This is a genomic window from Streptomyces sp. NPDC002446, assembly GCF_053595675.1.
Genome location: NZ_JBSFYC010000128.1, coordinates 1 through 12,225 on the forward strand (window position 1 = coordinate 1; position 12,225 = coordinate 12,225).

Consider the following 12,225-nt stretch of genomic DNA (forward strand, 5'->3'; position numbering starts at 1 on the left):
GTTCAGACGAACACCGCAACAGAATCAAGTCCCGTAAATCCGCCGGGAAGTATTCTAACGCCCATCCACCCTCGCCCCGCGGCCGCCGGCCACGTGCCCGCGCAGGCGGCCGCCGCGCAGGACGGCGCCGGGACGGGCCGCCGTCGTGCGCGCCGTCCGGTCGCCGCCGGCCCGGAGGCCGCGGCGGCCGCCGGACAGCCCGGCCAGACCGGACAGCCCGGCCACGAGCTGGAAGCGGCCGCCAACTCCGGTACGCCGCAAGGCGGTTGGGACGCCGAGCCGACCGGTCGGCGGCGGGCCAGGCGCGCCGCGGCCGAGGAGCGCGCGGCCGCCGCGATGGCCGATTCCGAGTCGTCCGGCACGTTCGTGGCGGGCCCGGAGGGGCTGGTGGCGCAGCCGACCGAGGCCGCCGGTCCGGCCGAGCCCACGGGTCAGGGCGCCGGGGCCGCGGAGTCCGCGGATCGGGGTGTGACGGCCGCTCCTGCGGCGGCGACGGACACCGGAACCGGCATGGCGCCGGGGATCGCTCCGGTGCCGGGCGAAGACGCGCGCCAGGCGCCCCTCGCCCCGGAGGGCGAGGCGAACCCGGTTCCCGGGGCCGCTCCCGCCCCGGACGGCCGCGCACCCCAGCCGCCGCACACGCCCCAGGCACCCGGCGCCCCCGCCCCGACCGGTCGTCGCCGCGGCCGTCCCAGCCCCGCCGAGGAGGCTCCGGGGCAGGCCCCCGTATCGCCGCACCGGCAACCGCTGCCGCCCGCCGCCGAGGACGACGGGCAGCCGGCGGGGCACTCCCACGGGCGGGCGTTCAGCGTGCGCACGCTGGGGCAGGGTGTGCCGTTCGCCCAGCAGATCGCCGATCAGCAGCGTCCGCCGGCGCCTCCCGGCAGCACACCGCCCGGTGGGACGTCGGGCGGTTCGGGCCGCCGCCGCAAGCTCGCCGCGCCCCCGCAGGACGGCGAGCGCGCGGCCGCCGCCGACTCCGCGCCGGAGGCGGCGCGCCCGCACCCCGGTGCACCGCAGGCGCCGCAGCCGGACCGGCCGCAGGCCCCCGCACAGCCCAAGCCGCCGGCCCCGCCGCAGCCGCAGCCGCATCTGATGGGCGCCGGTGAGGGCCGTGCCTTTGCGATCTCCGCGCCCGACGAGGGCAGCGAGGGTCCCGAGCCGCTGGACGGTCCGAACGGCGCCATAGAGGTGATGGACCGTCAGCCGCTGCCGATGGACGACGAGTTGCCGCCCGAGCCGCTGGACAATCCGCGTCGGCTGCTGGTCTGGCCGGCGCCGGACGTCGCCACCCAGCAGGCGCTCAGCGACCGCGGCTACCGTCCGGTGATCGTCAACTCCCGCGAGGAGGTGGACGCGCAGATCGCGGCGTACCCCGCGGCGCTCTTCGTCGACCCGCTGACCGGGCCGATCACCCGTACCGCGCTGCAGTCGCTGCGCCAGGCGGCGGGCGCCGCCGAGGTCCCGGTCCTGGTGACGGCGGGTCTGGGGCAGGCCACCCGGGAGGCCGCGTACGGCGCCGATCCGGCCGTGCTCCTCAAGGCGCTGGCGCCGCGCGACAGCGAGTCGCATCCGCCGCGGGTGCTGCTGATCGAGCAGAACGACGCCATCGCGGGCGCCCTGACCGCGTCGCTGGAGCGGCGCGGGATGCAGGTCGCACGGGCCGGCGCGGACACCGACGCGGTCACCCTGGCGACGCAGATGCGGCCGAATCTCGTCGTCATGGACCTGATGCAGGTGCGCCGTCGGCGGGCCGGCATCGTGGACTGGCTGCGTGCCAACGGTCTGCTCGACCACACGCCGCTGGTCGTCTACACCTCCGCCGACATGGACCCGGCGCAGCTGCCGCGGCTGGCGGCGGGGGAGACGGTGCTCTTCCTCGCGGAGCGCTCGACGAGCGCCGAGGTGCAGGCCCGGATCGTCGACCTGCTGGCCAAGATCGGTACGAACTGAGCGGTACGGAGAGCGGCCGGGCGCCCCTGCCGTGGGCGCCCGGCCGCTCGTTCCGCGTCCGGTTCACGCCAGCAGCGTGACCTCCAGCTCCCCGTCCGCGTACTGCCGGCGCAGCACCTTCTTGTCGAACTTGCCCACGCTCGTCTTGGGCACCGCCGGGATCAGCGCCCACCGCTCGGGCAGCTGCCAGCGGGCGATCCGTTCGCCGAGGAACGCCTTCAGCTCCGCGTAGCCGATGGTCGCGCCCTGGGTGAGCACCACGGTCGCCAGCGGCCGCTCGCCCCACTTGTCGTCCGGTACGGCGACCACCGCGGCCTCCGCCACCTCCGGGTGCGCCATCAGGTGGTTCTCCAGCTCGACGGAGGAGATCCACTCGCCGCCGGACTTGATGACGTCCTTGGCGCGGTCGGTCAGGGTCAGATAGCCGTTGGCGGTGATGGTGCCGACGTCGCCGGTGCGCAGCCAGCCGTCGGGGCTGAACTTGTCCTCGGGGCGCAGCGGTTCGCCCTGCGCGCCGCCGTAGTACGCGCCGGCGATCCACGGCCCGCGGACCTCCAGCTCGCCGGCCGCGGCGCCGTCGTGCGGCAGCCGCTCGCCGCCGGGCCCGATCAGCCGCGCTTCCACGGACGCCGGGAAGCGGCCCTGGGTGGCGCGGTAGTCCCACTCCTCCTCGCCGCTCACGCCGGCCGGCGGGTGCGAGACCGAGCCCAGCGGGGAGGTCTCGGTCATGCCCCAGGCGTGGACGACGCGGATGCCGTGCCGTTCCTCGAAGCCGCGCATCAGGGCCGGCGGGCAGGCCGAGCCGCCGATGACGACGGTGCGCAGACAGGCCACGTCCCGCCGCTTGGCGTCGAGTTCGGCGAGCAGGCCCTGCCAGATGGTGGGTACGGCGGCGCCGACGGTGGGCCGTACGGTCTCGATCATCTCGGCGAGCGGGGCGGGCTGCAGAAAGCGGTCCGGCATCAGCAGCGAGGCACCGGCCATGAACGCGGCGTGCGGCAGCCCCCAGGCGTTGACGTGGAACATCGGCACCACCGGCAGGGTGATGTCGCGCGAGCTGAGCGCGAACGCCTCGGCCGTGTTGACCTGCATCGAGTGCAGATAGAGCGAGCGGTGGCTGTAGAGCACGCCCTTGGGGTCGCCGGTGGTCCCCGAGGTGTAACAGAGCGCGGCCGCCGCCCGCTCGTCGAGCTCGGGCCAGTCGTAGGTCTCCGGCCGCCCGGCCAGCAGCTCCTCGTACTCGTGCACCCGCGCTTGCGCGCCGTCGAGGACGGAGGTGTCCCCGGGGCCGACGACGACGATGTGCTCGACCTTGGGCAGCTGCGCCAGCAGCGGGGCCAGCAGCGGCAGTAGGCTCCCGTTGACCAGCACCACCCGGTCCTCGGCGTGGTTGACGATCCACACCAGCTGTTCGGCGGGCAGCCGCAGATTGAGGGTGTGCAGCACCGCCCCCATGGAGGGGATCGCGAGGTACGCCTCCATGTGCTCGGCGTTGTTCCACATGAGGGTGCCGACCCGCTCGTCGTCGGCCACCGACAGCTCGTCGCGCAGCGCATGGGCCAGCTGCGCGGCCCGGCGGCCGATCTCGGCGAAGGTGCGCCGGTGCGGGTCACCGTCGGTCCAGGTGATGACCTGCGACTCACCGTGGACCGTCGAACCGTGGGTCAGGATTCGCGAAACGATGAGCGGTACGTCCTGCATCGTGCTGAGCACCGGGTGCCTCCGCTTTGTTACGGGCGGGTAGTCGATGCTGCGATTGTCAGCGCATACCGGCTGGTATGTCACGCCCTCGGGGGTGTGTTTCTGCCAGCTCGTGACACGGCGGACGGGCCCGGTCGGGCACGGGGACGGCGTCGCGGGCAGGCCCTCGCCCGTGCGGCGGCCGGGCGCCGTTCACGGACGGGGATCGACCGTCGGCACCGCCGCCTGGAGGACCAGCACCGACAGATCGTCCTCGACCGGGCCGGTGCCGAAGTCGTGGGCCGCGCGCCGGACGTGCTCGGCCAGTGCCTTGGCGCCCAGGCCCATGCCGTCCTTGAGGACCTCGATCAGACCGTCGTTGTCGTCCAACTGCCAGTTGCCGCAACGGCGTTCGGTGACGCCGTCGGTGACGCAGAGCAGCGTCTCACCGGGGGCGAGGTCGAAGGCGCTGGCGTGGTACTCGGTGCCTTCGTCGATGCCGAGCAGCATCTGGGGCTCGGAGGCCGGCTCCACGGTGCCGTCGACGAACATGTGCAGCGGTGGCGGATGGCCGGCGCTGGCGACCGTACAGCGGGCGCCGGCCACGCCGGGGTCGACCTCCAGCTCGCCGTAGAGCAGGCTCAGGAAGCGGGAGCTGGCCTGCTCTCCGCCCAGCTCCACCGCCTCCGCGCTCTCCTCGGCCATGGCCAGATTCAGCCGTCCGAGGACCGATTCAACGCCATGTCCCTCGCGGGCCAGCAGCCGTACGAGGTGCCGGGCCAGTCCGGTGACGGACATCGCCTCCGGGTCCTTGCCCTGTACGTCGCCGAGCAGGAAGCACCAGCGGCGGTCGCCCATCGGGAAGACGTCGTAGAAGTCGCCGCCGACGGTCTGGCCCTCGCCGTGCGGCTCGTAGACGATCGCGGTGTCCACGCCGACGATGCTGGCCAGCGACGCGGGCAGCTGCCGGCGCTGCAGCGCCAGGCTGATCGTGGTCTGCCGGGTGTACTGGCGGGCGGTGTACACGGCCTGGGCGACCCGGCGCGCCACGTCCTCGACCATCCGCACCACGGTGTCGGTCATCTGCAGCTGGCCGGTCCGGCCGAGCAGCAGGACGCCCTGGTCGGTGTCCCGGGCGACCAGGGGGAAGGCGAGCGCGGAGCCGCCCGGAGGGGTCGTGCCGGCGCACTCCGGCCAGGGCCAGGGCGTGGCCCCCGTACGGACCACGTCGGTGGGCGGATCCCCTTCCAGGTCGGCGCGGAGCGGGTTGATCCGCGCCTCGTCGGCATGCCAGACGCGGGAGAGCTGCATTCCGCCGCCCTCGGTGCTCAGCCAGATGGCGCACCAGTCGGCGAGCCGGGGCACCAGCAGCTGGGCGGCGAGCGCGGTGACCATGTCCTGGTCGAGCTGCCCGGCCAGCAGCTCGCTGGTCTCGGCGAGGAAGGACGGGCCGCCGCGGTCGGCCCATTCGGCGGCGTACCCGTGCAGCCGGCCGCGCCGGCCCGCGACGGGGTGGGCCAGGCGTACGGGGGGCTCGGCGCCGCGCGGCTCGGGCTCGGGGCCGACGACCGCGGGCTCCCCCTCGGTGGCCTCCAGACGGAACCAGACCGTCTTGACGGACTTGCGGTAGGTCACCCCCCAGGACTCCGCCAGCGCGCTCACCAGCTGGAGGCCGTAGCCCGGCTCACCGGTCCGGGCGTCCACTCCGCCGCGTACGCCCCGGGCGGGGTGGCGGTCGGAGACCTCCAGGACGATGCCCACCTTCGCCCGGCCGCCCCCGTTCTCGGCGTCGGGCGGCGGGCCGTGCTCCAGGCGGCAGGTCACGTCGATGTCGGTGCCGGCGTACATCACGGCGTTGGTGACCAGCTCGCTGGTGAGCAGTACCGCGGTCTGGATGAGCTCCGAGCTGATCGCCGCGGCCCCCGGCCCTGCCGTGGCGGGCGGTGCGCCGGCCCGTTCGGTGAGCAGCGCGCGCACGAATTTACGTGCTCCGGAGGCCGCGAGCTGATTGGCCGGCAGGCCTTTCCGGGACACGGATTCGGTCGCGTACGGGGAGAACAGCGCCGCCACTGTGCCCCCTGGGTGTGCCGGGAGAAACTAATTACGAGCGCTTTATACTATGTCATATCCGCCCAATTTGATCATTCTGCCGCATTTGGATATCCCAACAACGACCACTGGGGGGATGGTGCGCCATGGCTCTCGACCCGGCCCGGCCCGAGTCTGCTTCCCAGCCCCCCGAACCCTCCGATTCCGCACAGCCCTCCGCGGCGCCGGAGCCCGCCGCTCCGCCGTCCGGCGGGAACGGGCAGTGGGTGCGTACCAGTGAGCTGCGGCCCCTGCTCGCCGCGATGAACGCACTGCGCGACGGGGATTTCACCACGCGACTGGAGGGCTTTGCGACGGGCGCCGCGGCGGACGGCGTGGTCGCCGACCTGACCGGCGTCTTCAACCAGATCGTCGCCCGTAACATCCATCTCTCCTCCGAGCTGGAGCGCGTCCGCGGCGAGATCCTCCGCCAGGGCCGGCTGGACGAGCGGATCTCCGCCAGCCCCGGGCAAGGGACCTGGACGACGAACATCGAGGCCGCGAACACCGTCCTGGAGGCCCTCTCCGTACCGCTCGCCAAGGCCACCCGGGTGCTGGACGCGGTGGCCGACGGCGATCTGACCCAGCACGTCGACCTGCACGACGGCAACCGCCAGCTCCACGGCGATCTGCGCCGCCTGGGCAGCGGCGTGAACCGCATGGTTGACCAGCTCTCGCTGTTCACCGGCGAGGTGACCCGGGTGGCCCGCGAGGTCGGCACCGAGGGCCGGCTCGGCGGCCGGGCCAAGGTCCAGGGGCTCTCCGGCGACTGGCTGCATGTGACCGAGGCGGTCAACACCATGGCGTCGCGGCTGACGGCGCAGGTGCGGGACATCGCGGTGGTCACGACGGCGGTGGCACGCGGCGATCTGACCCAGCAGGTGACGGTCGAGGCCACCGGCGAGCTGCTGGAGCTGAAGCTGACCGTCAACAAGATGGTCGACCAGCTGCGGGCGTTCGCGGACGAGGTGACCCGGGTGGCCCGCGAGGTCGGCACCGAAGGCCAGCTCGGCGGCCGCGCCCAGGTCAGAGGCGTATCCGGGGTCTGGAAGGACCTCACGGACAACGTCAACTTCATGGCCTCCAACCTGACCTGGCAGGTCCGCAACATCGCCCAGGTCACCACCGCGGTGGCCAACGGCGACCTGAGCCAGAAGATCACCGTGGACGCCCGGGGCGAGATCCTCGAACTGAAGTCGACGATCAACACGATGGTCGACCAGCTCTCCGCCTTCGCCGACGAGGTCACCCGCGTCGCCCGCGAGGTCGGCACCGAAGGCCAGCTCGGCGGCCGCGCCCAGGTCAGAGGCGTATCCGGGGTCTGGAAGGACCTCACAGAGAGCGTCAACTTCATGGCCGACAACCTGACGACCCAGGTCCGCAACATCGCCCAGGTCGCCACCGCCGTCGCGGAGGGCGACCTCGGCAAGACCATCACCGTCGAGGCGAAGGGCGAGATCCTGGAGCTCAAGACCACGATCAACACGATGGTCGACCAGCTCTCCGCCTTCGCCGACGAGGTCACCCGGGTCGCCCGCGAGGTCGGCACCGAGGGCAACCTGGGCGGTCAGGCGCAGGTCAGAGGCGTGTCCGGGGTCTGGAAGGAGCTCACCGACAACGTCAACTCCATGGCGCTCAACCTGACGTCCCAGGTCCGCAACATCGCCCAGGTCACCACCTCGGTGGCCAACGGCGACCTGTCGAAGAAGATCGACGTCGATGCCCGCGGCGAGATCCTGGAGCTGAAGGACACCGTCAACACCATGGTCCAGCAGCTGCGGGCGTTCGCGGACGAGGTGACCCGGGTGGCCCGCGAGGTCGGCACCGAGGGCCGGCTCGGCGGCCGCGCCCAGGTCCACGGCGTATCCGGCGTCTGGAAGAACCTCACCGACAACGTCAACTCCATGGCCGACAACCTGACCTCGCAGGTCCGCAACATCGCCCAGGTCGCCACCGCCGTCGCCAAGGGCGACCTGTCGAAGAAGATCGACGTCGACGCCCGCGGCGAGATCCTCGAACTGAAGACGACCATCAACACGATGGTCGACACCCTCTCCTCCTTCTCCTCCGAGGTGACCCGGGTGGCCCGCGAGGTCGGCAGCGAGGGCCAGCTGGGCGGCCAGGCCCGGGTCGAGGGCGTCTACGGCACCTGGAAGCGGCTGACCACCAGCGTCAACGAGCTGGCGCTGAACCTGACGACGCAGGTCCGCGCGATCGCCGAGGTGGCCAGCGCCGTCACCCAGGGCGATATGTCCGGCTCGATCTCCGTGGAGGCCCAGGGCGAGGTCGCCGCGCTGAAGAACAACATCAACCTGATGGTCGCCAACCTCCGTGAGACCACCCGCGCCAAGGACTGGCTGGAGTCCAACCTGGCCCGTATCGCAGGCCTGATGCAGGGCCACCGCGACCTGGTCGAGGTCGCCGATCTGATCCTGCGCGAGCTGACCCCGCTGGTGAACGCGCAGTTCGGCGCGTTCTTCCTGGCCGAGGCGGGCGCCGAGCCGGGCGAGGGGCTCGAACTCATCGCCGGTTACGGCACCGGCCAGCCCGAAGGCCACCGCTCGCTGCCGCGGCTGCGCATGGGCAGCCCCGGATGGGGCCTGATCACCCAGTCCGCCATGGAGAAGAAGCGCATCGTCGTCGACGCCGTACCGCCCGACTACATCACCATCAGCTCCGGCCTCGGCGCCGCCGCCCCCGCCAGCATCGTCATCCTCCCGGTCCTCTTCGAGGACCAGGTGCTCGGCGTGATCGAGCTCGCCTCCTTCAGCCGCTTCAGCGATGTGCACCTCGCCTTCATCGACCAGTTCGTGAACACCATCGGCGTCTCGATCAACACCATCATCGCCAACGCCCGTACCGAGTCGCTCCTTTCGGAGTCCCAGCGGCTGACCGCCGAGCTCCGCCAGCGCTCCGACGAGCTCCAGCTCACCAACGCCGAGCTGGAGGAGAAGGCCGCCCTGCTCGCGACCTCGTCCCAGTACAAGTCCGAATTCCTGGCGAACATGTCGCACGAGCTGCGCACCCCGCTGAATTCCCTGCTGGTGCTCTCCCGGCTCCTCGCCGACAACCCCGAGGGCCGGCTCGCCCCGCAGGAGGTGGAATTCGCCGTCACCATCCACCGCGCCGGCTCCGACCTCCTCCAGCTGATCAACGACATCCTCGACCTGTCGAAGATCGAGGCGGGCCGGATGGACGTCCATCCCAAACGGCTGCCGCTCATCAAACTCCTCGACTACGTGCGCGCCACCTTCAAGCCGCTCACCGTCGACCGCGGCCTCACCTTCGACGTCACCGTCGACGACGACGTCCCCGTGGAGCTGTTCTCCGACGAACAGCGCCTCCAGCAGATCCTGCGCAACCTCCTCTCCAACGCCGTCAAGTTCACCTCCTCCGGCGGCGTGGAACTCCTCGTCCGGCGCGTACCGGGAACGGAGTTCGAAGAGGAATCCCTCCGCACCGCCGACGACGTCATCGCCTTCTCCGTCAAGGACACCGGTATCGGCATTGCGGCCGAGAAACTCGACGACATCTTCGAGGCGTTCCAGCAGTCCGAGGGCACCACCAACCGCAAATACGGCGGCACCGGCCTCGGCCTGTCCATCAGCCGCGATATGGCGGCGCTGCTCGGCGGCCGGATCACCGCCGAGAGCCAGCCCGACGTCGGCTCGACCTTCACCCTGTACGTGCCCGCGCGCTACACCGTCCCGCTCCCCGCGCCCAGCGCCGGCCCCGCCACCGCACCGCGGCCCGTCCTCGCCGAACAGCTCACGACCCGCCCCGCGCCCCCGGCCGAAGCCCCGCCGGACCACGGCCCCGCACCGGGCGACGTCTTCGCCCCCCAGGAAGTGCACGAGCACGAGCCGCCGCCCCATACGGCCGGCCGCGGCCTCGATGGCGGCGATGTCACCTGGCCCGAGACCACCCGCCTCAAGGACTGGCTCAGCGGACGCCCCGGCCAGGTGCTGGCCAACCGGCGGATCCTCATCGTCGACGACGACATCCGCAATGTCTTCGCGCTCACGCATGTACTGGGCCGGGTCGGCATCCGCGTGAAGTACGCCGAGAACGGCCGCGAGGGACTGGAAGTGCTCGACCGGACACCGGATGTGTCGCTGGTGCTGATGGACATCATGATGCCGGAAATGGACGGTTACGAGATGATCAAGGCGATCCGGCAGACACCTCGTTTCGCGGACCTGCCGGTCATCGCGCTCACCGCGAAGGCCATGCCGGGCGACCGTGAAAAGGCGATCGAAAGCGGCGCCAACGACTACATCCCCAAACCGGTGGATGTGGACCGCCTGCTGACCGTGATCTGCACCCTCCTGGACCCCGAGAAGAACGGCGGCCATCCCTGCCCGAGGCCTGATTCCGGCCGCGCCGCCCACGCCTCCGAGGAAGCCGGTTCCGGCCGGGGAACGGCGGGGCCGCAGCCATGACCACACCGGACACCGCACCCGGCATTCTCATCGTCGACGACATGGAAGAGAACCTGGTGGCGCTGGAGGCGGTCCTCGGCTCCCTCACCCAGAAAGTCGTCCGCGCCCGCTCCGGCGAAGAAGCCCTCAAGGCGATGCTCCGCGAGGAATTCGCGGTCGTCCTCATCGACGTGCTGATGCCGGGAATGAACGGCTTCGAGACCGCGGCCAACATCAAAGGGCTGGACCAGACGAAGGACGTGCCGATCATTTTGCTGACCGGCGCCGCGGTCGACCCCAATTACGCCTACCGCGGCTACACGGTCGGCGCCGCCGACTTCCTCATCAAACCCTTCGACCCATGGCTGCTGCGCACCAAGGTGAACGTCTTCCTCGAACTGCACCGCAAGAACCGCCAACTGGCCGCCCAGGCCGAACAGCTGCGGCGTCTGCTGACCGCGGACGGCGGCCGTCCCAGCGGTGCGGCCGGGGAGGCCCAGGCGACCCCCGAGGAGGAGACCCCCCAGAGCGGCGGACCGCAGACCCCGACCGGCGAACCCGCCGTTGCCGCACAGCATCCCGCCGGGTCCGCCGCCCGCTCCCCCGCACCCCCCGGCGCCGCCAGGTCCGCGACCGCCAGGTCCGCGGAAGCCGCCCGCCTCGCGGAGGTCGCCGCGCAACTCGCCCAGCTCGAACTCCACCTGCGCCAACAGACCGGCGGCGCCGAGCAGTCCGACCTCGCGGACCGCATCGCGGAGCTGGAACAGGCAGTGGGCAGAATGCTGGCCGACCGCAGCACATAGCGCCTGCGGACCCGCGGCGCCCACGGGTTCACTCGCTCGGCCTGTGCCCCCGGCCGCCGCCCCGGAACCGGCCGCGCCCCGGACGCTCGGGAGGCCGCGGGATGTACGGCAGCCGGTCCCGCGTCTCGCTCGTACGGCTCCACGCGCGGCTCCGCGCCGGCTCCACATAGGTGAGGTCGGTACGCGGCGCCCTGGCCTCTTCGAACTCGCCCGGCTCCTGGCCCGCGACCGCCATCAGATCCAGCAGCATCCGCTCCGCCAGATCCGGCTCCAGCTGCACCCCCACGCCCTCGGAACCCCAGCGCAGCACCAGCTCCGCGGCCCTGGTCAGCCCTTCATCGGTGGCGGTGGGAAACGCCAGGGCGAGCGAGGCCCGGACGATCTCCACCGCACTCTCCGCCTGCATCAGCCACCCCCCTCTCCCTCACGGGAACGTCCTTCACGGCTTACGAGTTCACGGCTCACGAGCTCACGGCTTACGGGCGACACACACCACACACAGCCCCACCAGCGCCGCCGGCCGCACATGGATGAGCGACGCATCCTGCGCCTGCCGCAGGCACTCGTGCCGGTCGAGCTTGGAGAACTGCTGGGTGCTCATCGTGTCCCTGATGATGACCTCCCAGTGGTCCTGGGCCTTGTCCCAGTCATTGCGGTGCGCGATACGCACGAACGCGTCCACGAAGACCTGCTCCGCCAGCGTGCCGTGAAAGTACGCCCCCAGATGGTCGATCCGGGACGGCGGCCGGAGCCTGGCCGCCCAGCCGCGCCGCTGGAAGAGCGTGCTCGTCGAAATGGACTTCACGCTCTGGATACGGGTGGCGATCACATGACCGGCCACACCACCGATGACGGCCGGCACGGCCAGCCAGCCGATGACCGAGGCCAGCCAGAGCAAGGTCTGCTCCGGCGCGTCGATGAGCGTGAACGTCCTGTACACCGCGCTGGGGCTCGCCGCCCGCACGGCGAAGACGTACAGCAGGCTGATGCCCACCGCGAACGGCAGCCCCCAGTCGATGATCCACTGCGTCAGCCCCGCCAGCGCCTTCCTGGACCGCCACAGCCGCCGCAGCCTCCTGGCCCGCCGCACCGGCGGCAACGCCAGATCCATGGGTATAGGGATCGGGTTGTTCAACTACGCCCCCCACTGCCTCGCCCAACACCCCGAGTCTAGACATTCGGGGCGCACCGGGAGCTGGCAATCGCCATCCTGGTCAGCCCGCTTTCCGGCCGTCAGCTCCACAGCGGCAGATCGAACTCCGCCCAGACCGTCTTGCAGG

Annotated in this window: 6 protein-coding genes and 1 pseudogene; 3 read left to right on the plus strand and 4 right to left on the minus strand. The window is 71.6% G+C overall.

Features of this window, described 5'->3' with window-relative positions:
• Nucleotides 1–1,953 (plus strand): annotated as a pseudogene (locus ACWD6P_RS36055) (hypothetical protein); the annotation flags it as partial.
• 63 nt (nt 1,954–2,016) lie between these two features.
• Here ACWD6P_RS36055 and ACWD6P_RS36060 read toward each other — a convergent pair.
• Together ACWD6P_RS36060 and ACWD6P_RS36065 are read right to left on the minus strand one after the other, a co-directional pair.
• Nucleotides 2,017–3,666: a long-chain fatty acid--CoA ligase gene (locus ACWD6P_RS36060; protein ID WP_451448445.1), complete on the minus strand. Its 1,650-nt coding sequence runs from the start codon at nt 3,664–3,666 to the stop codon at nt 2,017–2,019.
• A gap of 180 nt (nt 3,667–3,846) precedes the next feature.
• Nucleotides 3,847–5,703, minus strand: a complete 1,857-nt coding sequence (locus tag ACWD6P_RS36065) for a SpoIIE family protein phosphatase (protein WP_451448446.1) — start codon at nt 5,701–5,703, stop codon at nt 3,847–3,849.
• A 125-nt stretch (nt 5,704–5,828) separates the two neighbouring features.
• On the opposite strand from ACWD6P_RS36065, the gene ACWD6P_RS36070 reads away from it, so the two are divergent.
• A complete protein-coding gene (locus tag ACWD6P_RS36070; protein WP_451448447.1) occupies nt 5,829–10,163 on the plus strand; it encodes a HAMP domain-containing protein in 4,335 nt (1,444 codons plus the stop codon).
• Nucleotides 10,160–10,945: a response regulator gene (locus ACWD6P_RS36075; protein ID WP_451448448.1), complete on the plus strand. Its 786-nt coding sequence runs from the start codon at nt 10,160–10,162 to the stop codon at nt 10,943–10,945. Before ACWD6P_RS36070 ends, ACWD6P_RS36075 begins: the two co-directional genes overlap by 4 nt.
• Before the next feature lie 28 nt (nt 10,946–10,973).
• Here ACWD6P_RS36075 and ACWD6P_RS36080 read toward each other — a convergent pair whose 3' ends face one another.
• Together ACWD6P_RS36080 and ACWD6P_RS36085 are read right to left on the minus strand one after the other, a co-directional pair.
• Complete coding sequence (locus ACWD6P_RS36080; protein WP_451448449.1) at nt 10,974–11,351, minus strand: hypothetical protein; 378 nt, start codon at nt 11,349–11,351, stop codon at nt 10,974–10,976.
• A 63-nt stretch (nt 11,352–11,414) separates the two neighbouring features.
• Nucleotides 11,415–12,056 (minus strand): DUF6313 family protein, encoded by a 642-nt coding sequence (locus tag ACWD6P_RS36085; RefSeq protein ID WP_451448450.1) that lies wholly within the window; start codon nt 12,054–12,056, stop codon nt 11,415–11,417.
• Nucleotides 12,057–12,225 lie beyond the last annotated feature (169 nt).